The 26,004-nt window shown below is 67.4% G+C and carries 24 protein-coding genes; 7 read left to right on the plus strand and 17 right to left on the minus strand.

Translation table 11 applies throughout. The features are described from left to right. Positions 1-14 precede the first annotated feature (14 nt). Positions 15-470: an Lrp/AsnC family transcriptional regulator gene (locus EV645_RS28000; protein WP_198681889.1), complete on the minus strand. Its 456-nt coding sequence runs from the start codon at positions 468-470 to the stop codon at positions 15-17. A gap of 82 nt (positions 471-552) precedes the next feature. Here EV645_RS28000 and EV645_RS28005 point away from each other — a divergent pair, with 82 nt between their 5' ends. Further along, positions 553-1,116, plus strand: coding sequence for an RBBP9/YdeN family alpha/beta hydrolase (locus tag EV645_RS28005; protein ID WP_130446990.1), 564 nt, complete (start codon positions 553-555; stop codon positions 1,114-1,116). A 48-nt stretch (positions 1,117-1,164) separates the two neighbouring features. Beyond that, positions 1,165-2,265: a winged helix DNA-binding domain-containing protein gene (locus EV645_RS28010; RefSeq protein WP_130446991.1), complete on the plus strand. Its 1,101-nt coding sequence runs from the start codon at positions 1,165-1,167 to the stop codon at positions 2,263-2,265. Positions 2,266-2,394: 129 nt separating this feature from the next. Here the strand turns inward: EV645_RS28010 and EV645_RS28015 are convergent, their stop codons facing one another. From EV645_RS28015 to EV645_RS28050, 8 genes are all read right to left on the minus strand, one after another. Next, positions 2,395-3,444: a M48 family metalloprotease gene (locus tag EV645_RS28015; protein ID WP_157997167.1), complete on the minus strand. Its 1,050-nt coding sequence runs from the start codon at positions 3,442-3,444 to the stop codon at positions 2,395-2,397. Positions 3,445-3,488: 44 nt separating this feature from the next. After that, entirely contained in the window at positions 3,489-4,634 is a 1,146-nt protein-coding gene (locus tag EV645_RS28020; RefSeq protein ID WP_130446993.1) for a VldE C-terminal domain-containing protein, read from the minus strand. A 15-nt stretch (positions 4,635-4,649) separates the two neighbouring features. Further along, complete coding sequence (locus EV645_RS28025) at positions 4,650-5,429, minus strand: hypothetical protein (protein ID WP_130446994.1); 780 nt, start codon at positions 5,427-5,429, stop codon at positions 4,650-4,652. 150 nt (positions 5,430-5,579) lie between these two features. Next, positions 5,580-7,607, minus strand: coding sequence for an ABC transporter permease (locus EV645_RS28030; RefSeq protein ID WP_130446995.1), 2,028 nt, complete (start codon positions 7,605-7,607; stop codon positions 5,580-5,582). Next, entirely contained in the window at positions 7,604-10,870 is a 3,267-nt protein-coding gene (locus EV645_RS28035) for an ATP-binding protein (RefSeq protein WP_130446996.1), read from the minus strand. The genes EV645_RS28030 and EV645_RS28035 overlap by 4 nt, the downstream gene beginning before the upstream one ends. Next, positions 10,867-11,430, minus strand: coding sequence for a hypothetical protein (locus tag EV645_RS28040; protein WP_130446997.1), 564 nt, complete (start codon positions 11,428-11,430; stop codon positions 10,867-10,869). Before EV645_RS28040 ends, EV645_RS28035 begins: the two co-directional genes overlap by 4 nt. Next, positions 11,430-11,717: a hypothetical protein gene (locus EV645_RS28045; RefSeq protein WP_130446998.1), complete on the minus strand. Its 288-nt coding sequence runs from the start codon at positions 11,715-11,717 to the stop codon at positions 11,430-11,432. The genes EV645_RS28040 and EV645_RS28045 overlap by 1 nt, the downstream gene beginning before the upstream one ends. Before the next feature lie 49 nt (positions 11,718-11,766). Then, positions 11,767-12,666, minus strand: a complete 900-nt coding sequence (locus tag EV645_RS28050; RefSeq protein WP_157997168.1) for a conjugal transfer protein — start codon at positions 12,664-12,666, stop codon at positions 11,767-11,769. An 835-nt stretch (positions 12,667-13,501) separates the two neighbouring features. Between EV645_RS28050 and EV645_RS28055 the strand changes: the two genes are divergently transcribed. Both EV645_RS28055 and trxA read left to right on the plus strand, forming a co-directional pair. Next, positions 13,502-14,377 (plus strand): aldo/keto reductase, encoded by an 876-nt coding sequence (locus EV645_RS28055; RefSeq protein ID WP_130447000.1) that lies wholly within the window; start codon positions 13,502-13,504, stop codon positions 14,375-14,377. 151 nt (positions 14,378-14,528) lie between these two features. After that, positions 14,529-14,918: a thioredoxin gene (gene trxA, locus EV645_RS28060; RefSeq protein WP_130447001.1), complete on the plus strand. Its 390-nt coding sequence runs from the start codon at positions 14,529-14,531 to the stop codon at positions 14,916-14,918. A 28-nt stretch (positions 14,919-14,946) separates the two neighbouring features. Here trxA and EV645_RS28065 read toward each other — a convergent pair whose 3' ends face one another. The 4 genes from EV645_RS28065 to EV645_RS28080 all read right to left on the minus strand — a co-directional run bounded on the left by EV645_RS28065 (position 14,947) and on the right by EV645_RS28080 (position 18,171). Next, positions 14,947-15,663 carry a hypothetical protein gene (locus EV645_RS28065; RefSeq protein ID WP_157997169.1) on the minus strand — a complete coding sequence of 239 codons (717 nt, stop codon included), beginning with the start codon at positions 15,661-15,663 and terminating at the stop codon, positions 14,947-14,949. Positions 15,664-15,831: 168 nt separating this feature from the next. Next, the gene (locus EV645_RS28070) at positions 15,832-16,266 is read right to left on the minus strand and encodes a GNAT family N-acetyltransferase (protein ID WP_130447003.1); all 435 of its coding nucleotides are present in this window, start codon (positions 16,264-16,266) and stop codon (positions 15,832-15,834) included. Continuing rightward, positions 16,267-16,668, minus strand: coding sequence for a VOC family protein (locus EV645_RS28075; protein ID WP_130447004.1), 402 nt, complete (start codon positions 16,666-16,668; stop codon positions 16,267-16,269). Positions 16,669-16,899: 231 nt separating this feature from the next. Beyond that, complete coding sequence (locus EV645_RS28080; RefSeq protein ID WP_130447005.1) at positions 16,900-18,171, minus strand: NAD(P)/FAD-dependent oxidoreductase; 1,272 nt, start codon at positions 18,169-18,171, stop codon at positions 16,900-16,902. Positions 18,172-18,261: 90 nt separating this feature from the next. Between EV645_RS28080 and EV645_RS28085 the strand changes: the two genes are divergently transcribed. Further along, positions 18,262-19,800, plus strand: coding sequence for a PucR family transcriptional regulator (locus EV645_RS28085; RefSeq protein ID WP_130447006.1), 1,539 nt, complete (start codon positions 18,262-18,264; stop codon positions 19,798-19,800). 226 nt (positions 19,801-20,026) lie between these two features. Here EV645_RS28085 and EV645_RS28090 read toward each other — a convergent pair whose 3' ends face one another. Genes EV645_RS28090 through EV645_RS28100 form a run of 3 tightly spaced genes read right to left on the minus strand, consistent with a single transcriptional unit; the run spans position 20,027 to position 22,604 of the window. After that, complete coding sequence (locus EV645_RS28090) at positions 20,027-21,043, minus strand: NAD(P)/FAD-dependent oxidoreductase (protein WP_130447007.1); 1,017 nt, start codon at positions 21,041-21,043, stop codon at positions 20,027-20,029. Continuing rightward, positions 21,040-21,552 carry an isoprenylcysteine carboxyl methyltransferase family protein gene (locus EV645_RS28095; RefSeq protein ID WP_130447008.1) on the minus strand — a complete coding sequence of 171 codons (513 nt, stop codon included), beginning with the start codon at positions 21,550-21,552 and terminating at the stop codon, positions 21,040-21,042. Before EV645_RS28095 ends, EV645_RS28090 begins: the two co-directional genes overlap by 4 nt. Then, on the minus strand, positions 21,552-22,604 hold the full coding sequence (locus tag EV645_RS28100; RefSeq protein WP_130447009.1) for a type III polyketide synthase: 1,053 nt from the start codon (positions 22,602-22,604) through the stop codon (positions 21,552-21,554). Before EV645_RS28100 ends, EV645_RS28095 begins: the two co-directional genes overlap by 1 nt. An 18-nt stretch (positions 22,605-22,622) precedes the next feature. Here EV645_RS28100 and EV645_RS28105 point away from each other — a divergent pair, with 18 nt between their 5' ends. Then, a complete protein-coding gene (locus EV645_RS28105) occupies positions 22,623-23,426 on the plus strand; it encodes a UbiA family prenyltransferase (RefSeq protein ID WP_242000708.1) in 804 nt (267 codons plus the stop codon). Here EV645_RS28105 and EV645_RS28110 read toward each other — a convergent pair. After that, a complete protein-coding gene (locus tag EV645_RS28110) occupies positions 23,392-24,315 on the minus strand; it encodes a LysR substrate-binding domain-containing protein (protein ID WP_130447010.1) in 924 nt (307 codons plus the stop codon). The genes EV645_RS28105 and EV645_RS28110 overlap by 35 nt on opposite strands. Positions 24,316-24,440: 125 nt before the next feature. Here EV645_RS28110 and EV645_RS28115 point away from each other — a divergent pair, with 125 nt between their 5' ends. Next, positions 24,441-25,973, plus strand: a complete 1,533-nt coding sequence (locus EV645_RS28115; RefSeq protein WP_130447011.1) for an MFS transporter — start codon at positions 24,441-24,443, stop codon at positions 25,971-25,973. The last annotated feature ends 31 nt before the right edge of the window (positions 25,974-26,004 follow it).

Raw genomic sequence — 26,004 nt, forward strand, 5'->3', positions numbered from 1 at the left:
CAAGGGAAATCCTGTTATCCGAGGGCGAGCGGCTTGCCCGGGTACTCACGCAGTACCAGCGAGGTGCTCACCGGCCCCAGCCGGCCGATCGCGTCGACCACCTGCTCGAGCCGGCCGGCGTCGGGCGCGTGCACGTCGAGCAGGAAGCAGTCCTCACCGGTCAGCCGGTACGTCGCGACGACCTCCTGCAACGTCGCGAACAGCTCGAGCGACTCAGGGATCCGCGCGTGTGTGGTCCGGACGCGTACGACGGCGTGGATGTTGAGCCCGACCTTGGCGGGGTCGACGACCGCGCGATACCCGGTGATGACGCCGGATCGTTCCAGGCGCTGGATCCGTGCCGATACCGCGGGCTGCGACAGGTTCACCTTCCGCCCGATATCGGCCCCGCTCAGCCTGCCGTCGGTCTGCAGGATCGCCAGGATCTCCCGGTCGATCGGGTCCAATGAACCAATCGTTGCCTCGCTCATCGACCTTCATTTCATCCGCTCAGGGCGCCGTACGACGATGACTCCTCCATGATGGCAGGCGTTCACACGCAAAGGAGAGTTCATGACCTTCGTCATCATCCCCGGCCTCGACGGCTCCGACGTACATCACTGGCAGTCGCGGTGGGAGAGCGAGTGGCTCGCGTCCGCCTTGCGGATTCAGCCGTCGTCGTGGTCGGCGCCGGACCTCACCGATTGGTCCGACGCGATCACGCGGGCCGTCGAGAGTGCGGCTGACGACATCGTCTTCGTCACGCACAGCCTCGGCTGCCATGCCCTGTCCCACTGGCTGACCCAGTCACCACCACCCACTCGCATCCGCGGCGCCTTCCTGGTCGCGCCTCCCGACCCGCAGGCGCAGACCTTCCCAACGGACCGCCTACCGACCTTCGCCTCCCTCCCCGCCCCTCGCCTCCCCGTTCCCACCGTCCTCGTCACCAGCACCGACGACCCCTACTGCAGCCCCACCGCTGCGGCCCGCCTCGCCCGATCCTGGGCAACGCCTCACATCCCCCTGCCCCGTCTGGGCCACATCAACAGCGACAGCGACCTCGACCTGTGGCCTGCAGGGCGTGATCTCCTCACCGCGTTCGCGGCAGGTCTGGGCTTGGAAGCGGACAGGTTCTGACCGCTACCTCTTCTAGCGTTGGAGCAACACTCAGGAGAGGATCCCGTCATGACGACGCTGAGCCTGCAGGCACTGAACCGTGCCACGCTCGACCGCCAATGGCTGCTCGAACGCCACGACGCCACCGCCCTCGAAGCGATCGAGCACCTGGCCGGCATGCAGGCCCAGGCCCCGCTCGCGCCGTACGTCGGCCTCTGGACCCGGCTGAAGGACTTCCAGCCTGCTGAACTCGTCAAGCTCCTGGAGGACCGCCAGGCCGTCCGCGGTTCGTTGATGCGGGCAACCATCCACCTGGTCTCGAGCCGCGACTTCCTCGCCTTCCGGCCGCTCATCCAGCCCCGCCTGGACCGCGAGATCTACCAGAACATCACCTACGGCCGGCACCGCCTCGAGGGCCTCGACATGGACGCCGTACTCCAAGCCGGCATCGACCGCATGACCGAGAGCCCCGCTACGGCCGTCCAACTCCGCGAGCACCTCGCCAAACTCTGGCCCGACCGCGAACCCGCCGCCCTGGCCCACGCCGTCCGCTGCCTCCTCCCCACCATCCAGATCCCACCCCGAGGCATCTGGAACAAAGGCGGCAACCCCACCATGACCACCGCCGACCTCTGGCTCAACTCCCCCATCACCACCAAGCCCTCCGCAGAAGCCTTGGTACTCCGCTACCTAGCCGCCTACGGCCCCGCGACCGTAGCCGACGCCCAAACCTGGTCCGGTCTCACCCACCTGGCCGAAATCTTCGACCGCCTGGACCTCCGCACCTACACCACCCCCGACTCCAACCGCCCCCTCTACGACCTCCCCGACATCCCCCTCCCACCCGAAGACACCGAACCCCCCACCCGCTTCCTCCCCGAATACGACAACCTCCTCCTCTCCCACGCCGACCGCACCCGCTTCTCCCCCACCCCTACCCCCACTTCCCTCCCCCTACAAACCCTCCTAACCAAAGGCACAATCCTCCACAACGGCTACACCAAAGCCCTATGGACCCAATCCAAATCCAAAACCCAAACCACCCTACAAATAGCCCCCACCACCAAGCTCTCCCACCAAGCCTGGCAATCAATCGAGTCAGAAGCCCACAACCTCCTAACCTTCACAAACCCCAACGCCACCCACACCATCACCCGCACCGACACCTGACTCAGGTATCGTTCTCCTGTCGGCGGAGGTGCGCTAACACCGTTGATACCGACGAGACCGCGGCGCATTTTCGGATCCGACTCCGTGCGCCGCGGTCTCTTGCCTCCTCAGGCCAGAATCGACTCCACGTCAGCCCCATGCGGCGGGTGGAATTCCGCCTGCTTGCTCGAGTGTGTGCACGCGCTCCACCAACGACGGCGTGCTCGACATCACCTGCGCTCGACGGCTGCTCTCGCGACCCAGGTCCTGTTGATGCTGCATCTGCCATCCGTACAAGACTTGCACCAAGGTGGCGCCGTACCCGAGCATGGCCGCCTTTCGGTCAGCCTCCTTGACATGCCAGCGATTGAGCCAGGCAAGGAAGGGCGGGGCGATAAATGGAGTGAGAAAGAGAATCGGCCAGATATACCCGTGGCCGAAGGTGAACGCCGCAAGCACAATGCCGGCGTACGCCATGATCATGAAGCCGCCGATGATGCATCCAAGAGCAGGCACGCGTCTCATCAGGCGCGCGACCGCGCGTACGACGATCAACCCACATCGAGCCGGGATCGAGTACCAGAAGTTGACCAGGCTCAGCCACGCCCGCCCGCCGAGGTGGTGACTCAACTCGTGAGCCAAAGCCGCTTCCAGGTGCTGCGGAGGCAGGGTGTAGAGCGACCATCGCGTAACCGCGACGGTGTGCCCGGGAGTTGGTGTCGCACTAACCTCGTCCGACTCCTGAATCCACAATGAGAACCGTCGATCAGGCACACCGGCTCGGCCGAGAAGGTGCTGCCAAGCCGGGCCCAGCCTCTGCTGCTCAACAAGCGTCGGTCGGCGCAGTCGGAAAAGGTACTTCGCCAGCAGTTCCTCGGTTGACGGCAGCAGGATCATGGCACCGGACAGGATCCAGAGTGCGATCACGATCCAGCCCCACTTGAATCCGATCGCACCTGCGATCCAAATGACGAGAACCAGGCTCCAGAAGAACCACGGAACGGCCGACAACAAGGCCGTCCAGGCCGAGGCCTCGGGCAAGTTGCGTGGCCGAGATTGAGAGTGTCCACCGGCAGGACCGGGCAACTGAGGCTGTGGCTGTGGCTGGTTGTAGCCTCGCGCGCCGGGATAGGGCGGCACCGGGCCGGGCCTGGACCCCTCACCACCACTCTGGTCGTAGGGTTCACCGGGGCCGGTCATTGGACGCTTCTCCTCGGGGTTGGGCGGGTTGGGTCCGTTCATTATCAGTACAGGGACACGTGGACGTGGTCGAAGTGGCCGCCGGTGGCGTCGGTTGGGTTGTAGACGCCGCCGCCGTTGTACGGGATCCAGGTGCCGCGGCGGGCGGACCAGATCTTGCCGTACCAGATCACGTAGTGCACGCCTGTCTGTCCGGCGGTGGTCACGGCCCAGTTCGCGATCTGGTCGCCGCGGGCGCGAGCGGGCGCGGACTGTCTGGCGTCTGTGCCGACCATGACGTCACATGCCAGGCCGCGAGGGTGGTCGCTGGTCGGATTCCATGCGTGCGCGTCCCAGCAGCTCATGCTCAAGTTGCCGAGATTCTTGCGCGCCGCCGCGACCCAGGCCGCCGTACGCGGCGTCACCAAACCACCGGTACCAGTCGGATCTGTGACGGTCGCCTTCTGCTGTGGCCAGACGCCGTTGACCGGCTTGCCTGCGGTCAATCCGCCCGACTGACCGCAGTTGTCGTCGTCCTGCAATCCATCGACGACTGACCCACCGGCCGGCGCGCCGGTGCGACCGGCGTACGGGTTCCCAGCTCTGGTCAGATCGATGCCGGCTGCAGAGGCGATCTCGCGGGCCTCTTGCTCGCGTACGGCGTACCTGTCAGGGAACGCGGATACCTGGACTGCCTGAGCAGCATCACCTAGCGCCATCGAGGGCCAGCCATTGATGTCCACGAGTCCGGGCGGATCTGGCGCCTGGGAGCCGCCGAAGAACGCGTTGGCGGCGTACCGCGGATTCATAATCTGAAGCCGCGACCCCCAGCCCGCCGCGGGTCGCTGCTGGAACAGACCGACCGAGTCGGCGTCGCCGTAGGTGAGGTTCTGGAGATCTGACTCGACCAATGCCGTCATCAAAGCGATCAGCGTCGCTTTGCCCGGTAGGCCTCGCTGCACGGCGACGCTGTCGATCAGTTTGGCGAAAGCGACCTGCGTCGTACGAAGTGGCCCGCTGGGCTTAGGGTCGCCGCCCTGGCCGGGAAGTCCGACGGGGCAAGCAGCCTGGTTCGTCGTACCGCCACCGAACGGAGCAAGCATCAGCAGGCTTGCGACCCCGATGACCGCCAGCGCGGCCGCACCTTTGGCAGCCCACCCTCGCCCGACGACCGACAGGAGCCCATGACCGAGATCACGCTCGTCGAACATCGCAGTCCTCCGCCGTCACGGTCCCGTACCGCCGGACACGTCGCTGATGACCCACTGACCGTTCTGGTTTGCCAGCGTGATGAGCAGCGGTACGTCGAACCGCTGAGCGTGCTTGCCGGTGACGTCGATAGTGACCTTGACGAAGCGGGTGATGCGGCTCGGAGTGTCGACCGGAGCCTCCGCATTTGCAGGTGGAGCAGTGACCGGAGCTGCGAGAACCGTCGACTTACCGCCATCGCTCTTGAGCGCTTCGTACGTCGGATCTCCCGCGGCGGTGAAGCTCGACGCCACCTCGGAGGTCATGTATTTCGCGCATTTCGCCACGAGTGCGGCGTACGTCTCCGTTGCCGGGTCGCGGGTGTAGAAGGCTCGCGCCCACGCGCTGACGACATCGGTCGCCATAGCTGTCGCCTCGGCTGCCGGTCGTTGAGTCTCGGGCGGCGGAGTGGTGAGGTCCGAGCTCGCGGGAGCGACGGGTTCGTTCGACTGGGTCGACGGCGCAGTCGGGAGCACGACCGAGCGACCAGGTGTCAGCAAGCTGATCGGGGCTCCGTCGTCCTTGTTCTTGCCGCCCAGCAGCCGCGGCAGTCCACCGCCGACACCGAGGATGACCACGATCAGGATGACGACCAGGACCACAATGGCCGCGGGGCTCGTCGGTTCGGCCTGGCGCTGATTGCGTAGCCAGGCCATGCGCTGCACATGATCATCACGACGCCAGTTCTTCTTCGCACGGCGCCGGTCGCGACCGTGGAGATCGTCCAACTCTTCCGGGTAGTCGTAGTCGTTGCTCATCAGCGAGCGCCAGCCCTCAGGGGCATCAGGGCGCGGCTGACCTTCCCGACCGTCCGTTTTCGGCCCGGTCGGGTCAGGTGCGCGATGCCGCGACTGACTGGCGCCTTCCCGGCGGTCGTGCGGCGATTTGGGTTTCCGGGCCATCCGACATCACCTACGCGTCGGCACGTGCACCGTCACGCCGTCCTTGGTGACAGCCGAGTATTCCCGGAACCTCCGCGGCTGTGACGTCGACGCCTTCCGCCGAACTCGTTGTCCCTTCGGCGGCCCTTCGCGCAGGCTCGCGGAGTGCGTGTGTGCACGCGGCTCGTAGCGGACATCATTGGAAGGCACCGGAATGGGCCGCCGCGAATGACGAGCCTTCTGCGCGTCACCACTGGCTCGACGTGCTCCTCCCGACGAGGAGTTGGTCGTCGCTGCGACTCCCGCACTTGTGACCGTGATCGTCGGACGCTTGTCAGCATCCTTCGATTGCGAACGCGCGCGAGCGAGGTTGAGGCCCGAGGTTGTACGGCTGGGTGTGGCTGCGGAAGCGAGTCGACCAGCCGCTCCGCCAGCAGCACCAGCAGCCGCCGCATGCTGACCACCGGGACCGGCCCCGCTCGGGCTTCCAGCCGCTCCATCCATGCGGCGACCACCCATGCCCGAGGTGAGCTCATGCGGCGAACTACCAGCCGAACCCCGCCCCAGAGAACCAACCACAGGAGCCTGCCGATACACCCGAACAGACGAGACCCGTTGAGAAGCAGGCTCCGTCGTCCGGATGCGATCCCGACTCCGCTCCGTAGGTGCCGGCGCTGCACCCCGACTGCTCAGGGCACCCATGACCCGCTTGACCGCACTCATCGCGCCACGACGCGCAAGCCCGCCCAACATGATGCTGCCGGCACCAGGCCGCATCATCGTCGTGAGGCTATCCAGCAAACGCCGCAGCCGGAATCCGACGATCAACACGACAATTGCCAGTCCGGTAACGGGCAGCCAACCCAACGGGCCGGTCAACGTGAACACAGCCGTGACAAGGGTCAGTGCAGTTCCGAAGACAAGCATCGCCAGGAAGGACTGCAGGACAAGGCCTACAAGTGCCTCGAACCAGTTCAATCCCCATTGGCGAGGACGACCGGGGATGATCCAAAGACAAGCGAAGAACACCCCGACGACAAGAAGCAACAGTGCCCCAATGAACGCCATCAGAGCCGTGAAAGCCAAGGCGATGTTCAGGAACCCGAACAGTGTGGCAGCGATCGCGGCAAGCATGACGACGGCTGTACGTCCGAATGGGTTGTCGCCCTTGACCCACTTCACAGTTGGAGCGTCATCGCCGCCCTCGGCAGGAACGATTACCTTGTTGACGTAGTCCTTCCGGGCGTCCGCGCTGACACCGACGTCGAGCATGCCCTTCCCGTAACGCTCGCACGCCGAGATCGATCCGAACTCTGCGATGCACCAAGGCGTCACCGCGAATCCCCGCCAACTCGCGTCGGCCGATTTTCGCAGCAAGGTGTCTCTAGCTGTGCCGGTGAAACCCGGCTCGGGCCACGGAATCGGACTCTGAATCGTTGGCCCTAAGGCATCTGACGATGCGCTCATCACTGCACCTGCCCCGAGCTGACGCGCACCGTCGACTCCGCGCAACCAAGTTGCCGGTGCCACTGCGAAGCTGACGCTCAGCACACCCGCAACGAGAACCCAAACCATTTGGCCAAGGGCGCTGCCTGTGGCCCGACGCTGCGTGTAGGCAGCTACCGCACCGAATGCCAGAGCTGACGGTAACAACCATCCGACGAGTTGCGTGCCTGTAGCACCGATCGTTGTGGCGGTTGCATCGGTGAGTGGCTTGACGTCGGTGAATGAGAACAGCCACCAACCGACAGAGATCGCCGCGCGGGTTATCGCCAGGATGTACATCATGACGATGTAGGCGTACCCGTTGAAGATCATGTTGAAGGTGTCGGTCAGACCCGTGTCGAAATCCAAGCCGTAATTCATCGGGCTGTACTGCTCGAACAGGGTTCGGGTGTCGCCGTGGGTTAGGTCGGGGGTGGGCAGGAGGTCGGCGAAGCCGGTGGGGTTGGTGGGGCCTTGGTTTGGGTCGGCGGCTAGGGCTACCTGGGCTGTGATTATGAAGGAGATCGAGAGGACCGTGGCCGCGGTTCTGAGGCGGCGGGGCCACCTCATGCGACGTGCTCCTTGTTGCCGGTGGGGCGGTCTGGGTCGGGGGTGGGGTCGTCGGGGTGGGCGGGGTACATGGCTTCGTTGTAGGCGGCCTCGTCGGCTTCTTGGTCGTAGACCTCGTCGGGGCCGATCGGGGAGTCGTGGCGGAGGGTGGGGCGGGGGTCCTGGCCGTTGGAATGAGGGTGGCCGGTTTCGAGGGCGTGGTCCTGGCCGTTGGGGGTTGGTGGGTGGCCGTTTTGCTGGGCTACCGGGGTTTCGTCTGCCGGCGAGGGCGTGGGAGCGTAGGTCGGTCCGGGGGCGGGGGGACCTGACTGCGCTTGCTGTGATGCAGATTGGAACGGTGCGCTCGGTTGGGCCGGTGATTGCTGGGCCTGAGGCGCGGGGTGCTGCGGGGCCTTGGGGCGGGACGGGGCGGCGCCGTTCGGTGAGGCAGGTACGCCGTTCTGAGGCGCGGCGAGGGTGCCGTTATAGGACGTGTGGCCGTCCGGGGCGGTGGGAGTGCCTCGGTAGGACGTGGCGTCGCTGGGTACGGCGGGAGCGCCGTAGGACGCGTCACCGTTGGGCGCGGCCGGCCGGCCGCCGTTAGGCGCCGCGGGAGGGCCGGCGTTAGGTGCGGCGGGAGGGCCGGCGTAGGACGGGTTGCCGTTTGAGGTGCCGTTGTGCGATGGGGCGTCCTGGTACGTCGGCGCTTGGGTGTGGGCTTCGGATTGGGCGGTGGCGGTGGCGGCTGGTTCGAAGTGGGGGTCGTCTTCGGCGAAGGGGTCTTCGGGGGCGGCCGCGGGGAGGGCGGGTTGGGTGGGGGTGTTGGCGTGTTCGGATTCGGGGGTGGTGCGGAGGAGGGCTGCTACCTGCTGGCTGGGGATGTCGATCTGGACGGTGGCTACTTCGTCCCAGCGGTCGCGCATGATGCAGTGGCCGTGGCGGATGGATTTGCCGTTGGCGGCGGTGTTGATGCCGCGGACCAGGGTTTGGTACGGCGCGGTCTGCGGGCGGCCCAGGAGCTCGAGGAGCGAGTCGACCTGCTCGCGGGAACGCAGGCTGAAGGCGAAGAGGGTCGTGATCTGCTCGACCAGACCGGGAAGCTTCAAGATCGACGCCGGGTCCTGGGTGTCCAGGACGAGTGAGGCGCCGAGTGCACGGCCGACACGGGCGATGTAGTCCAGGAAGGACGCGCCGTCCGGGGTCTTGGTCAGCAGGTGGACCTCGGGGACGATGACGACCTTCGAGCGGCCGCGGAACTCGCGGCGGCCCGTCGTACGGACCATCCAGGCGAGGCAGCCGCGGAGGCAGGCCATGCCGACGCGTTCGATCGGGGACCAGGACTCGGGCGCCGACTCGGGGGACGGCAGCGTGAGGCCGGGCATCTGCACGACCCAGAGACCTGGGTTCGTGGTGAGGGACGAGAGGCCGGACGGCGGGCCGGCGACGACCGAGCCGAGACCGGTCTCGACCAGGTCGCGCAGGGCGAAGCCCACCGTACGCACGGTCTCCGAGTCGGAAGCGCACAACCGCTGGATGACGCCCCACGAGGACGGATCAGGCGACTGGATCTCGGCGCGGGTCGCGGCCATGACCGGAGCCTCGGCCGCACCACGCAGATGCGGCGGCAGCAGAAGCATCAGCTGCGAAGGCGCCTGCAGCAGCGCATCGTCAACAGGCAGCACGCGCAGCAGGTCTGCAGCGCCGGAGAACTGTGCGGTGATCTCAATGACAGCAGTCGGTACGCCGTACTCAGCGGCGACCGCCGACACACCCGCGGCATCGCCCTTCAGGTCCAGCAACGGGACCCAAGCGCCGGCAAACGCGGAGTCCAGACCGCCCAGCATCGCCGCAGTCGTCTTGCCTCGACCGGACCGGCCCAGGAAGAGCGTCGTCGTCGCGTCACCAAGAGCAGAACCAGCAGCCGCGTCGAACCGCACCAGACCAGGCGTCGACCCGGTCAGATAGCCGATAGCCGGACCGGTCGCGTCACCGATCGACGCACCGCCCCAGAACCAGGATCCGAAGAACGCAGTCGACTCCCGCACATGCCCGAGGTCCGGCACGCGCAACTGGTCACCCGGCAAGGACTCCAGCCACAGGTCGCGCTGCTCGTCAGCACCGGCGGCCACAGTGATGCCACGGTCCGCGTAGTGCGCGATCACCGCGTCTACATAAGCTTCCAGGTCCTCACGCGTGTCCGCGCTGACCAGCAACCGCGGGTGATCCTCGACCAGCGTCAGACCACTGCGGTTGATGTCGCGCTTGACCTCACGCATGACACGCTCGGTCTCCACGATCTCGTCGGCGGTCTCCTCCGCCGTACCCTTCGCGGCCGAACGGCGCTGCTCCTTCGCGCTCTTCCGGGTCTCGTCGACCAGGTGGCGCGCAGTCTTCTTCGTCAGCACCCGGAAACGCACAGACGCCTCGACAGTGACGTCGATTTCCTCACCGTCGTCGTCGATCGCCTTGATCTCCGACAGCGTCCGCAGCCACTCCCCCGCCCCCGGAGTCTCGAGCTCCTCGGGGAAGTCGGTCATGGCCAGGACAGTCGTGTACGCCGCGATCTGCCCACGCGTGTCGTAGATCCGCAGGTGATCGGTGTACGGCACCACGCGCCCCGACGTCAGCCGAGCCAGCGACGCACCCGTGATCAGACCACGCCGCGGCGCCGCGACCGCACCGCGATGCATCTCCCGGCTGATCAGCCAGGAGATCACCTCGGCGGGCGCGGTGTGCGCGCGCCAGACCGTCGAGCCGAGCTGACGAGCGAGCTTGCGCACCCGCTCGTCCAGGTGCGCGAGCTCGCGCGCACTGACCCGCCACGACGTCGTACCAAGAGCGTCGCTGATCGATCCGCGCACCTGCGCGGTCGCCCGCGGGTCACGGTCACTCAGATGTACGCCGAGCGCGACGTACCGCTCAGGCATCCGCATCTCGTCGATCCGGTCGGCCCGGGTCTGCGCCCATGCTTCGTGGTCGCCCAGCCGGTAATGGCCGGCCATCGAGTCGATGTAGTCCTGACCGGTCGAACGGCCCCACACCACCTTCAGGTGGCTGAGCCTGTCGCCGAGGATCGTCGCTGCAGCGCTGACGGCTGCGTCCAGAGCTGCGTCCTGCTCGGACTCGGTGGCGAGGTCCGTGTTGGCCACCGAGATCAGGAACCATGCCTCGGCGCTGCGCTCGGTCACGAGCAGGCCGTCAGCGATGGCAACAAGACGAGGTGGCGGCAGGCCGCGCTCGCGGCCGACCCCCACCAGGTTCAGGAGTTTGTCAGCGATCTTCATTCGCGGCCCTTCCCTGACGACGTCCTGCGACTCACCCGTTGTACGTGATCCGAACCCAGCAGGCGGGCCCGCTGGTTCACGGTGATGTCCGCACCCGCGCGGACCATCGGATCGAGCTCCACCACGACCTCGCGTTCCCACTCCGGCGTCACTCTGGCCTTCGCCAGGTCGGCAACCTTCCGGGTCGCGACGCGCTCACGCCACGGCAGGTACTCCGTCTTGTCGGCGGCCCGCGCGCCGAGACCGATGATCGGGCGATGTGCACGCAACGCGTACCGCACGGCCAGCGCCCACTCGGTCACCCGGCGGCGGCGTTCGTGGAACTTGCCGGGCCGCCAGCCGAACGCGGTGATCACGAACGGCGGAACGACATACAGACTGACCGTGGGCTTCTTCGGCACCCCGATGAACGGGAACAGCAACGCGATCCAGAGCACGATGATCACCGCACCGAAGATGATCATCCGGCGCCGGGCGCCTTCTCCGAGGTCGATGCCGAGCAGGTCGTACTGCCGGGTCTCGATCTCGAAGTGGTGAGTGAGGGTACGGCCGACGCGCATCAATTACCTCCGGACAGCAATCCCCAAAAGCCCTTGAGCACGTTGATGGTCTGGTTGTTGGCGTAGATCAGCCCGCCGACCAGCACCCCGGCCGCGATGTGGCCGAACAGCTCGCCCCACTCGCGCTTGAAGTAGTGGCCGATGGCACGCAACACGAGGATCGCGATGAAGATGTTCCCCGCGATGACCAGGACCCAGTCCTTGAAGTCCGCGCCCGTAGGGACGTTGGGGTCGGCCATGGGCACGGCAAGCTGAACCACGCTCGCAGCCAGTTCGTGCGTCATCATTGCGGTGTCTCCCTTGTTGCCTCGGTCATCCGATGGCCAGTCGCTGGAATCATCCGACGGCAGCCACTTGCCATCGTTGTGCTCCGTCGGTGGCGACAGTACGCCTCAACGTGAGCGTGTACGTCTGGTCCAAGGTGGTGTCCCCCGCCCCGTCCCAGGTGACGGCCGCGGTCGCCCGCCGCTCGTCGTCGTTACCCGTGTAGACCTGCCAATCCTTGAGCGCGCCGAACTTCACCGCACCGTTCAGGCTGCGGATGGTCGAGCCGGGCGCGGTCACTGCCGAGACCTTGTTGTCCGACTCGGCATACGCACCGAAGAACGCCTCCGCGTCCTTCTGCGTCGCCGCGGTCAAGTCGTCGTCCGGTGCCCCTGCCTGGGGCATGTTGTCGGGCAGCGCCGCCCGGATGTCCGGCACGAACGTCGGCGGCCCGCTGGTCACAACGCGCGCCGCGGTCCGCGCGACCGGGACCGACACGCGCTCCCAGATGATCGGTCCGGCCTTCCAGCCCCTGCCCTGCCGCGCGAACGTGTGCACCCGGACCCGGACATCCACCACAGCGGTCAGGCCGTTGGAGTCGGGCGTGACCTCACCCGGATAGGCAACGTCAGCCGTTTGTTTGCCGCGACCGTTCCATCCCGCGCGACTGTCCAGTCCGGCCGCGAGGTCGAGACCGATCTGCGCAGGACGCGCGTCCGGGTTGTCCTCGTCCCACGTCAGGTACGAAACGGCGTACCGCGTCGCGACTGCACGGGACTCGTCGGCCGGGAAGCTGCTCTGCCCGCTGACGACGGTCTCCGGTGTCCGGTTCGGGCTGATCCAGGAGCGGATGCCGCTGATGGCTGCCAGCAGCAGCACGACGACGACGAGGCCGCGGAAGAATCGCCTTGCCCACGTGGAAAACGACGACTCCGGCTCGGTCGACCACGGCGTCTGTCCAGGCTCCAGCACCTCCCGGGCCGGGCCCGGCGCAGCGTGAGCACCGTGGGATCCGTGCGGGGAACGCTGTTTCAAACGTTCGGGTGTGCGGTGCGCCGGGTCCTGATGCGGCACGTCCGGAGGACCTGAAGGACCTGAAGGACGCTGCGCCGGCCGACGGGGCGGCGCCATCACGCCACCGGGCGGAGGCGGTCCCTGTTGCTGAGGAGCGGAGTATTGCGCCGCTACGCCCTGCGCCTGGCGAGGGGTCGGTGACACCGGGCCACCGGGGTGGTCCCACCACTCCGGTGCGGTGCTCTGCGGGCGTCCTTTGCCCGCCTTCTTGGTCCGGCGCTGGTCCGACCAATGCTCACCTTTTGGCGGCAGATTCAATGCAGTTCGCCACCAACTCATCCCTACCCGCCCCTCAGACAGCAGTTACGCGGACAGTAGCCGGGAGGATACGGCAAGCAACCGTCCTCCGGGAGACCTCAGCCCAGGATCCGGATGGTCCATCGCTCCCCGCAGCCATACTGTTACCCCGCTCGCGGGAAGTGTCACCCTCACCGTCACTATTACCGGCCAAGCGTGACACCTTCGGCACCGTCGTCATAGCTCCTTCTCATGACCGTTCAGGTCGACCGGGCAGCGCACACCCTGCCACACGCCGTGGACAGGTTTCGAATATCCGTGCGAACAGCTAGGTACAGAATGCACCAACTGATCACAGATAGTAACCGATCCGGCGATCCGCCTGTGGAAAACTCTCCCGTGGCGAGGGGGTCAAAATCGCCTGTGGACAACCGCTTGCCCAAGACGCTTCCGGGCATAGGGTCGGAGTGAACCTGCTACCCCGTGGAGGACCAGGATGGAAACTCGCCGACTGGGCAGACTCGGACACCAGAGCTCGGTACTGATCTACGGCGCCGCGTCGCTCGGCGGAGTCGACCAGGACCGCGCCGATGCCTCGATCCAGGAAGCTCTGGATGCCGGCATCAACCATTTCGACGTGGCCGCCGACTACGGCGACGCCGAGCTCCGGCTCGGACCGCGGATGCCCGAGATCCGCGACCGCATCTTCCTCGCCACCAAGACCGGCCGCCGGACGGTCGAGGAGGCCTGGAGCGAGATCAACCGTTCACTGGAGCGACTCCAGACAGACCACCTGGATCTGATTCAGATGCACGCCGTCTGCGACATGGAGAACCTCGATCTCGTCACCGGCAAGGGCGGATCGCTGGAAGCGGCGATCCGGGCCAAGGACGAAGGCATGGTCCGGGCGATCGGCATCACCGGCCACACCGAGCAGGCGCCGTCGGTGCACACCGAGGGCCTGCGCCGGTTCGATTTCGACAGCGTGCTCACCCCGTTGAACTACAAGCTGTCGACGGATCCGCAGTACGCCGCTGATTACGCCGGCCTGGTCGAGGCCGTGAAGGCGTCGGACGCAGCGCTGATGACGATCAAGATGATTGCCCGCCGCAACTGGCAGGACGGCGAGCAGAAGGCCTACGACACGTGGTACCGGCCGTTCGACGAGCAGCGCTACATCACCGCCGCCACCGCGTGGCTGCTCAACGGTCACCCGGAGATCACCGGGCTCGCTACTGCGGGTGAGACCCGGCTGCTGCAACAAATGATTGTTGCAGAGCGCGAGCGCGCCGACCTCACCCCCGAGGCGGCCGCGTCGATTCTCGGTGAGGTGCAGGACTACGCGTCACCCTTCGTGGACTCACCCATCTGACGACGTGGCCCAGGTCACATACGAGACTCCGCATTCCGGTCACTGTCGTACGGCGTACGACAGTGACCGGCGTGCGCGGTCCGGGGCCGGGAACAAGTCGAGGGCCGATCGGTGTTGAGCTAGTCGTACTCATCTACTTTCGGAGGTCGTAGTGGCAACGGTCGAGCTGACCCAGGACAACTTCAACGAGGTGGTCGGTGGCGACGGTCTCGTGCTGGTGGATTTCTGGGCCGAGTGGTGTGGCCCGTGCAAGATGTTCGGACCGGTCTATGAGAAGTCGTCCGAGCAGCATGCGGACATCACGTTCGGCAAGGTCGACACCGAGGCTCAGGGCGAGCTGGCGCAGGCCTTCCAGATCTCGTCGATCCCCACGCTGATGGCGGTCCGTGACGGCGTCGTCCTGTACTCGCAGGCCGGTGCGCTGCCGTCGGCGAGCCTGGAGGACCTGATCGGTCAGCTGCGCGCGGTGGACATGGAAGAGGTCAAGGCGCAGATCGCCGCCCACGAGGCGGAGCACGGCAGCGAGCCGCACACGCACTGACCCGTGCACCAACGCTGCATCAAACAGTTCAAACTATCCGGGAGCTCCCAGCGAGCTCCCGGATTTGTTGTGCCACGGCCTTCCGGTCCGGACCGGCGCCGATCTGGCGATTGGTGTCGATCGCGGTCATCAGCCGGGTGCGTTCGTCAGGTCCGAGGCGGCCCCAGCCGTTCCGGACGATCTTCAGCGCGTGGTACTGCTCGTTGCCGGTGAGCGACCTACTGATCGCCTCGTGAAGTACTTCGCTGTCGAGGAGGGACAGGTCGCCCTCCATCAGGCCGAGGGCGAGGACGCGGACGATCGGCGAGCCGGTGAAGAACAGCTCCCTGACCTCGTCCTTGTCGAACTTCTCCACGGCGGACGCGTTCGCGACGCGCTGGACGATCCGGTCGAGGATCTCACCGCGGACAGCCTTCAGCTCGGGCCCGCGCAGCTCGGTGTAGATCGTTGCGTAGGCGTCGAGCTGCTTCTCCATGCCCAGGGCCTGCAGGGTGCCGGCGGTCTTCCGTGCGGTCGCGGCGATCTGCCGGACGAGGTGTACTTCGAACTCCCCGAACTTCAGGCGCCTGATCCGGTCGACGATCGACGGCATGATCACCAGCAGCAGCCCCGCCGCGAGAACGGTGATGAGCGGTCCTTGGCCGACGCCGGTGAACAGCCCGACGAGCCCGGCGACGAGCAACGCGCCGCCGATCACCAGGCAGAGGATCCGCGACGACACATCCACCACCGGCCTGGCCTTCACGGTCCACGCAGGCGCTTCGGGTCGGCTGGAGGGTGCGAAGTGAGCGGGCGGTCCTGGCGGAGCGGACGGCACAGGACGGCCAGGCGGTGATTGGTTCACGTCCGACATCGGGCATGGCCTCCGTACGTCGTTGGCGAGTCCTGGTGATCGTGCCTGTGTCGTCAGCTATCAGCAAGAGGTCAAGCGGGCATCGGCCGTACGACGCATGAGCGTGGACCTGCCTACCTGGTCCGTGAACCCCCACCGTCGGTAGAACGGGATGAGCTCCGGCTGGCAGACGAGTTCGAGACTGCGCACGTCGACGAGCTCGGGATGGTTGACCACGGCATCCAACAAAGCGACGCCCAGGCCGGAGCCGCGGTGGGATTCGTCGACGATCACGTCCAGCACCAGGGCGAGGTGCGTGTAGTCGGTGAGCACGCGCGCAAAGCCGACCAGGCGGTCGGCGAGGGACACCGTGGTGACGATGTCCGAGTGCTCGAGGAGACGTGCGACCTCGGCAGGTGTGCGGTCCGACATCCACCACGCCGTACGCATCAGGTCTGTTAGCTCCGGGATGCGGGACGGCGGCACTTCGGTCTGGATCGTCAGGTCAGCGGGCATCTAGAAGTCGCGTGAGCTGAGGACGCAGAACTCGTTGCCTTCGGGGTCTGCCAGGACGGTCCAGCTCGGACCCTCGGGTTGGCCGACGTCGACGCGGGTGGCGCCCAGTGCCTCCAGGCGGGCGATCTCGGCGTCGCGGTCCTGGCTCGTGTGCGGCGCGAAATCCAGATGCAGCCGGTTCTTCACCGTCTTGCCCTCTGGCACAGGGACGAACACCATGCCTGGGCCGATCCGCTCCCAGGGCATGTCCTGGAAGGAGTCCTGCTCGACCCAGCCAGGGACATTCACACACTCGTCATCGGTCTCGATGATCGTCTTCCAGCCGAACGCCTCGGCCCACCAGGCCGCCTGCTTGCGGACGTCGTGGCAGTCGATCACGACCGTGTACCACCTGAGCACCATGGCAGGAACCCTCGCACAGCCCACCGACAGAAAACAGAAAAGAGCGGGCCCTGGGCAGGAGAAAAACGCCAGGGCCCGCTCTTGGGGCTGACCGGAGCGGCGACGTGGTGGCCGAGGTCGTGCGGGCAGATGAGGTGCTGCCCGAGGAGGGTCACCGAAGAGCTGCTCGAGGAGACGGTCAGCGGACTGGCGGGACCACGTCGTCGGGGTCCCGCCACGTCATCCGCGTCGTCAGCGGAGTGGGTTGAACGGCCGCAGTTCCTCCGGCGCACGGCCGGTGGTGATGGTCTCGGCCAGCAGTTGACCGGTGATCGGGCCGAGGGTGATACCCCACATACCGTGCCCGCCGGCCGCGAAGACCCGCGGCGACGCGGTCGCGCCGATCAGCGGCAGGCCGTCCGGAGTACAGGGTCGCGGACCGACCCACTCGAACGTCCGGGCGTCCAGGTCGGCGTCACGCAGCAGCGGCCGGGCGGCCTCGACGATCGCGTCGATCCGGCGCGGGTCGAGCTTCGCCTCCGGCTTGCGGAACTCCATCATCCCGGCGACGCGGAGCCGGTCGCCCAGCGGCGTGCAGGCAATGCGCTGCGCCGGGAAGTAGACAGGCCCGGCCGGAACGTGCGCCATCGGCACGCTGAAGCTGTACCCACGACCTGCCTGCACCACAGTGCGAACGCCGAACTGCCGCGCCAGGTCACCCAGCCACGCGCCGGTCGCCATCACGACCGCGTCGAACGGGTCGGTCTCGCCGTCGCCGGTGACCAACCGGACGCCGCGGATCTCGTCGACGATGTCCTTCACGACGACACCGCTGATGATCTGCCCACCGCGGGCGATCACCGAGTCGGCCAGCAACTTCACGTACGCACCGGGGTTGATGAACCGCTGTCCGTGCAGCCGGATCGCGGCCCCGATCTCGTCGGACAGCGAGGGCTCGATCGCGCGGGCGTCGTCACCGCTGATCGCCTCGAACTCGATGCCCTGGCCCGCGGCGTGGATGGCCTCGATCTCTTCGAGCAGCACGCTGCGCTCCTCGACGGTGCGGTACGCGGCCAGGAACGATTTGGCCTCGTGCGTCTGGGCCTCGACACCGGCCTTGGCCAGGAAGTCGAACGCGTCCAGCGCCTGGCGGTTGATCGGGACCAGCGACTCCATTGCTGTCTTCCAGCGTCCGGCGGTGCTATTGCGAGCGAAGCGGGTGAGGAACTTGAGGAGCCGCGGGCTCGCGGTCGGTGGGACATACACCGGTGAGGCGGGGCTCAGCACCGCACGGACGCCGTACTTGAGGACCGCAGGTTCCGGGAGCGGGGTGGCCAGGCCGGGTGTCAGCCAGCCTGCATTGCCCCAGGACGCGCCCGCGGCGACACCTTCACGGTCGAGCACGGTCACCTCGACACCGGCCTCCTGGAGGAACCAGGCGGTGGCCAGGCCGACCATGCCCGCGCCGACGACGGCAACGCGGTCAGGAACGATGTGCGGTACTGCGGAACCAGCTGTGGTCATGTATCGATGGTGCGGCCCCCGCCAGCGGCTGTCATGGTGCGATCACACCATTGACGAGACAAACTACTGTGCTGAGAGCACAATAACCTGGTGATCACTGCGCCTGACCTGATTGCCGCCGTCGGCCCCGCCCTCTTCGAGATGGTGGTGACCGGCAAGGGCGACAGCGAGGTCCGTGACGTGTTCCTGGCTGACCCGCAGGAGGCTGCGACAGGTCAGCCAGGTGATCTGGTGCTCGGACTCGGTCTGCGCGACGCAGAGGACGCTGTGGAGCTCGTAGAGCGCTGTGCGGCCAGCAGCGCGTCCGGCGTCGTTCTGCGTACGGCGCTCGCCCACGAGCCGACCGTGCTCACCGCAGCGGAAAAGACCAGGCTCACCCTTGTCGCGCTGCAGCCGAGCGTCACGTGGGCGCATGTGGTGTGGCTGATGCGTGGCGTCATCGACCGCGCCGCCGCGCCGGACTCCCCTGCCGCCGGAGACGCCGGAGTACACCAGGAGCTGTTCGCACTGGCAGATGCGGCCGCAGCGATCGTCGATGCGCCAGTGACCATCGAGGACAACCAGTCGCGGGTACTGGCGTACTCCTCTGGTCAGGACTTCACCGACCCGACCCGTGTGTCCACCATCGTCGGTCGTCGGGTGCCGGCCGAGGTGATTGCGCATTTCCGGGCCCGTGGAATCTTCCGGCGGCTGGCGCGGTCCAGCGAGCCGTTCCTGGTGCCGGACGGTCCGAATGGCATCCGCCCGCGTCTCGTCGTACCGGTCCGGGCTGGTGGTGAGTGGCTGGGGTCTATCTGGGCTGTTGTCGACGGTCCGGTGAGTGATGCGGTCACTGCGGAGCTCAGCAACGCCGCATCCGTGTTGGCGTTGCACCTGTTGCGGTTGCGCGCTCAGGCCGACGTGGCGCGGCGGAGTGCGATCGATCGGCTGCGGACGATCCTGCGGCAGTTCTCACCGGACAGTCCGGTCGACGTACGGCTCCCGCGGCAGCCGTGGCGGGTGGTGGCGCTCGGCTCGCCGGACGGGTACGACGTACCGCAGCAGCTGGACCTGTGGGAGTCGACCGGGCGTCGGCACGGGTGGAGCGAGCCGCAGCTGGCTGATCTGGACGGGACGGTGCTGGCCGTTGTCACGGACACGGACGGGCCAGGGTCGTGGAACTGGTTGCAGAAGCTCGTGCAGGAGCAGGCGCCGGGCACGTACGCGGCTGCCGGTGGTCCGGCGCGCGGTCCTGCCGATCTGCCGAGCTCACGGGCCGAGGCGGTCGAGTTGCTCGGTCTCGTACGGCGGGGTGTCGCGCCCGGGCCGGCGTTGCGGGTCGAAGAGGCGTGGCACGTGCTGACTGTTCACCGAGCGGTGACGTCGCTTGATACCACCAAGCTGGATGGTCCGCTCGCGACGTTGCTGCGGCACGACATCGACCATGACACGGGATACGTGGAAACGTTACAGGCGTGGCTTGATTATCCGGGGCAGCCGCAGCGGGCGGCGCGGGAGTTGCACCTGCATACGAACACGTTGCGGCATCGGATGAAGCGGATCGGGGAAATCGCGGAGCTGGATCTCTCGGATCCGCGCGAGCGGCTGGCGTTGCAGCTGCAGATCGCCGCCGTACGCACCGAGCACTGAGCCGACACTGAGATGTACGCCACAGGCCCGTGTAACAAGGCTTCATATTCCGGCAACTGTTGGGCAACATCCGGCTGACAGAGTCTTCCTTGTCAGCCGGTCCGGCCTTTCACCAGGAGGCCGGAACGGCTCGGGTCCGAGCTTTTCACCAGGAAGCTCGGGCCGTACGCAGGCCCGGCGATTGTCTGAGCGATCGCCGGGCCTGCGGTATTTCTCCTACCGTTGCCTAGGACAACCGGTTGACGATGGTGCGGTAGACGCCGGGGAGTGCGGCGGCGGCCGGGACGATGCGTGGGGCGAGCAGCGGGCGGCTGCGGGCCCAGAGCAACGATGCGGTCAGCAGGCGGCACTCCCAGGAGACGCGACGCCAGGCTGCTTCGTAGTCCTGCGGGCGGTTGGCGCGGATGCAGTCGACAAGCTCTGCGGAGGTGCGCAGGGCGACGGCGATGCCTTCACCGGTCAGCGCGTCGACGTACCCGGCGGCGTCACCTACCAGCAGGACATGGCCGGCCGTGCGCGCGTGCACACGCTGGCGGAGCGGACCGGCGCCCATCACCGCACTCGCCGCCTCGGCTCCCCGCAGGCGGCGCTCGAGCGCGGGAAAGGCGTCGAGATGCGAGTCGAAGGTGCCACGCGCGGAAGTGAGGATCGCGACGCCGACCAGGTCGTCGGCGACCGGCGTCACGTAGGCCTCACCGAGACGAGACCAGTAGACCTCGACAAGATCAGTCCAGGGAGCCACGGCGAAGTGCTGCCGAAGCCCACGACGTACCTCATCAGACTTTCCATCAGAGAGATCTAGTTGGCGGCGGATTGGGGAGTGGAGGCCGTCGGCGGCGGCTAGGTAGTGGGCGGTGTGGTTGGCGGCGGTTACCGAGGTGGTGTTTTGGGTGATGGGGCCGACTCGGTCGTGGATGACGGGGACGTTCAGTTCGGCTAGTCGCTTCAGGAGGGCTGACTGGAGGGTGGTGCGGCGTACTCCGAGACCGGGTCCGGCGGTGAAGCGGGCGTCTACCTGGTGGGTGGCGTCTACGTAGCGGATTCCGTGGAACGGGCGGCCGGAAAGTTCCACGCCCAGGCGGGTCAGGTATTCGACGGCGCTGTGGGCGATCCCCTCGCCGCACGCTTTGTCGATAGGGCCGGAGCGCGGCTCGACAACGACTACCGACAGGCCGGCCAGGGCAGCCCGGATCGCAGTAGCCGCCCCGGCCGGACCCGCGCCCGCAACGAGTAGGTCGATCACTTGACCAGCGCGGAGTTGAGTGCGGTCTCCTCGGTGCGAATGCGGACGGCGAGCAGCGGGATGTTCAACACAGTGAAGACCAGTGCTGTGATCCACGCGGTGTGGACCAGCGGCAGCGCGATCCCCTCCGCGACCACCGCCACATAGTTGGGATGCCGGATCCACCGATACGGGCCGCCGGCAACCAACCGCAGCCCCGGTACGACGATCACGCGCGTGTTCCACTGGTGTCCGAGGACCGAGATGCACCACCACCGCAACCCCTGCGCGAGCACCACCACGACCAGCATCGTCCACCCCAGCCACGGGATGAACGGCCGGTGCAACGCCTCCACCATGCACGCGGCCAGCAGTCCGGTGTGCAGCACCACCATGAACGGATAGTGCCCGCGCCCGGACTCCACCCCGCCCCGAGCGAAGCTCCACTTCGCGTTCCGCAGCGACACCACGAGCTCGGCCACGCGCTCGCACGCAACCAGGATCACCAGGCCCAGATACCAGCCGTACATCACCACTCCATCAGCACGAGCTCGGAACAGAAACCAGGTCCCATCGCCAGCAGCACGCCCGGACCCTCAGGAGAAGGATCCAGCTTGAGCGTGTCACCGAGCACGTGCAGCACCGAGGACGACGACAAGTTGCCGACCGCATCCAGCGAGGTCCAGGTCAGATCCAGCGCTCCCGGTCGCAGCTCCAGCGTCTCGGACACCGCATCCAGCACCTTCGGTCCACCCGGGTGACTCACCCACGTACCGATCTCCGGCACGGTCAGCCCGTGATCCTCGAGGAACCCCCGGACGTCACCGCCCAGATACTTGCGCACCACCTCAGGCACGTCCGCCCCGAGCACGATCCGGAATCCGCCCGACCCGATGTCCCACCCCATCACCCGCTCCGAGTCCGGGTACAGCCGCGACCGCGTCGCCACCACCGAAGGCCCGGACGCGAGCGGATGCTCCGACCCCGTCAGTACCACCGCAGCCGCGCCGTCCCCGAACAACGCTCCACCCACCAGGTTCGGCAACGAGGCGTCGTCCCGCTGCAATGTCAACGAGCACAGCTCCACCGACAGCAGTACGGCGACCTGCGTCGGCCAGGCCGTCAGGTAATCGTGCAGCCGCGCAATCCCCGCTGCTCCCCCGACGCACCCGAGCCCGAACAACGGCAGCCGCTTCACGTCCTCCCGCAGCCCGAGCCGCATCGCCACCCGCGCATCGATCGACGGAGCCGCCACCCCGGTGACCGTCGTGAACATCAGTACGTCGACGTCGTCCAGCGCCAGCCCCGCGTCCTTCACCGCCCCCGCGACCGCCTCCGCGCCGAGCTCGACAGCCGTCGCGATCCACTCGTCGTTCGCCTCACCGAAGTCCTTCAAAGCGGCGTACCGCTCCAGCGGCAACGCGAGATGCCGATAGGACACCCCCGCATTCGCGTGCAGCCGTCGCAGCAGCGCAGAACTCCGGCCGTCCGGCAGACAGATCGAGGCGAACGCCTCCGTCAGCGAAGACTGCGGATAGCGGTACGGCGGGAGCGCGGGCCGGACCGCTGCGATCCGCGTCATCGTGGCATCGTTACGTCGGTGAAGACCGTCAAAGGTCTGGCTCTTGCCTGCCACCCCGGGCCCACTGTCGCCGTGACCGCTCTGGTCACGGCTGTCGCCTGGTCGGCCGGGCGAAGTCCGGCCGGGTGTCTCCTCGTCGCAGCAACGATCCTCACCGGCCACCTCTCGATCGGCTGGAGCAATGACGCGATTGATGCCGCCCGCGACACCATTGTGAACCGCCGGGACAAGCCCGTGGTGCGCGGACTGGTGAGTCGCCGGACGCTCGCGATCGGCGCCGGCATCATGTTGGTCGTCACGATTCCGGTCTCCCTTGCCAACGGACTGGCGGCCGGCCTGGTTCATCTGCTCTTCGTCGCCTGCGCCTGGGCGTACAACCTGGGCCTCAAGTCGACCGTGATCTCCTGGCTCCCGTATGCCGTCGCGTTCGGCGCGCTGCCCTCGTTCGTGACGCTCGGTACCGCACAGGTCTGGGCGCCGTGGTGGGCCACCGCCGCGGGCGCTCTTCTGGGGATCGGTGCCCATTTGGCAAACGTCGTACCCGATCTGGCCGACGACCTCGCGACCGGCGTACGGGGGTGGCCACAGCGGCTCGGGTCCTACGCCCGCCTGCTCGCTCCGCTCCCGCTCGCACTCGCGACCGGGCTCTTGGTGATCGCGCCCGCCGGGGCGATCGGCATCGTCGGCTGGATCGCGCTCGTCGTCGTCGCGGCACTGCTCGTCACGATCCTGCTCTGGCGCAACGCGCCGTTCCTGGTCACGATCGCCATCGCCGCGGTCAGCATCATCACGCTGGTGTTGCGCGGTGACGCACTGATCTAGCCGGCGCCTGCGGATCGAGCACGGCGTCCGGCTTCAGCGGCGCGTTGCTGCCGAGGATCGCTGCCGTCAGCGCCTCGGCCGGCTCCTTCGCGGCCCGCGGGTTCGTGATCAGCACCAGGTCGATCGAAGGCAACTCCGGCAGGCCCGCGCTCGGCGGCGGCTCGACCAGGTCCGCGGGCATCAGCGACCGCGCGAAGATCGCGATCCCCAGCCCGGCCCGGACAGCCGCGAGTACGCCGTTGACGCCGCGCACGATGCACGTGATCCGGCAGGTGCGGCCGGCCTGTTCGAGCGACTGCACGCCGAGCGACCGGCTCAGCGACGGCGCCTGGTACGCGACCAGCGGCACCGGTCCGTCGGGCGCGATCCGGGTCCCCGCGATACCGGCCCAGACGAGCGGATCACGTCGTACCAGCCGGCCGTTGGGCTCGTAGCCGCCGCCGGCGCCGTGCTTCACGTAGGCGAGGTCGAGGTGGCCGGACTCGACCCGGCGGAGCAGGTTCGGGCTCTGGGCAACGGTCAGCTCGAGGTCGATCCGCGGGTACAGCTGACGGAAGTCGCGCAGGATCTTCGGCAGCGGAGTGAGCGCGAGGTCGTCGGTCACGCCGAACCGCAGCCGGCCGCGGAGTTCGGAGCCGGTGAAGTACCCGGCGGCCTCTTCGTGCGCGGCCAGGATGGTCCGGGCGAATCCGGCCATCGCCTCGCCGTCCGCGGTCAGGGTGACAGTGCGGGTGTCACGGACGAAGAGCGGTCGCCCGACGGCCACCTCGAGTTTGCGGACATGTTGGCTCACCGTGGGCTGCCGGATGCCCAGCCGCTCGGCGGCCTGCGTGAAGCTGAGCGACTGCGCCACCGCCAGGAACGTGCGCAGCTGGTCCGGGTCGTACATCGATTCACCCCTTCATTACGTGACGCTATAAGACTAATAGGAGTAATTCGCTGGGGGAATCCAGTACCTAACCGTGAGGATGGAGGTGTCCTCCCCTGACCAGTCCACACGCGTAGGGATCGCTCTTGACCACCCGGGCCACCTCCGGTTCTGTCCCGTCCACCGATTTCCACCTCCACCGCACCACCGACCGCACCGAGTTCCGGGAGTCGCAGCGCCGCCCGGGCTTCAAGGACACCTTCAGCGCGCTGCGGGTCCGCAACTTCCGTCTCCTGGTCAGCGGACTGCTGGTCGTCTCGACCGGCGGCTGGATCCAGCGCATCGCGCAGGACTGGCTGGTGCTCACACTCACCGGCAGCGCGACCGCGGTCGGCATCACGACCGCGCTGCAGTTCACCCCCACCCTCCTGCTCGGCCTGTACGGCGGCGTCATCGCGGATCGCTTCCCGAAGCGGAAGGTCCTGCTCGCCACCCAGACCACCTTCGGAACCTGTGCCGCCGTCCTCGCGACGGTCGCGTTCACCGGCCACGTCCAGGTCTGGCACGTCTACACGATGGCGTTCGTCCTGGGTCTCGCGACCGCGGTCGACAACCCGACCCGCCAGTCGTTCGTCACCGAGATCGTCCCCCGCGACACGGTGCGGAACGCGATCAGCATGGTGTCGTCGACGTTCCAGCTCGGCAGCATGGTCGGCCCGGCGCTCGGCGGCGTACTGCTCGGCGTCCTCGGTACGCCGTGGGCGTTCGCGATCAACGCCTGCACGTTCTTCGCCTCGATCAGCGCGCTGCTGCGGATGCGGGAGAGCGAGATGCCCGGATACCACGCGGCCCGCAAGGCGAGCGCGGGGATCCGGATCCGGGACGGCCTGCGCGACGGCGTGCTGTATGCGTTCCACGAGCCGGCCGTGCGGTGGGCGATCGCGCTCGTCGGGATCTACGGCATGTTCACGATCAGCCTGGCGGTCACGCTGACCGCCTTCGCCGACCGGGTCTTCCAGATCGGCGCTTCGGGGTACGGCATCCTGAACTCGGTCGTCGCGTTCGGCGCACTGGCGGGTGCGCTGCTGTCGGCCCGCCGTGTGCGGCCGACCCGGCTGCGCAACCTGATCGGTATCGCGTGCCTGCTGACGATCACCGAAGTACTCGCCGCGATCCAACCGTCGCTGTGGACCTTCATCCCGGTCCTCGCGTCGATGGGTATGGCGACCCTGATGTTCCTGACCGCGGCCCAGTCGATGGTCCAGTTGACCACTCCGGACGGCCTGCGCGGCCGGGTCTCCGGGATCTACAACCTGGTCTTCATCGGGGGCGGCGCGATCGGCGGGCCGACGGTCGGGTTCCTCGCACAGCACTTCGGGGCGCGGTCGGCGCTGCTGCTCGCCGGGCTGATCCCGGCGGTGGCGACGATCGCGATCGGCCTGCGGCTGCGGCGGGACGGCCAGTTCCGGCTGGTCCTCGTCCGGACCAGGTCCCCGTGGCACCAGGTCCCGCTCCGGCTCAACCTGCAGCAGGCGGAGATCATGCTCGCTGCCCCGGCGGCGACCACTCCCATCACCCGTACGTCGCGCCCGTTCGTCCTGGGCCGTCGTCAGCACGCGCGGATGGACTCGCACCTGCGTCCGAGCCGCGCACGTCGCCGCCCGCAACACCACACATAGCACCCGGGGCAGGTCCGAGCTGCTGCCTTCC

The organism is Kribbella rubisoli, assembly GCF_004217145.1.
GTDB lineage: Bacteria > Actinomycetota > Actinomycetes > Propionibacteriales > Kribbellaceae > Kribbella > Kribbella rubisoli.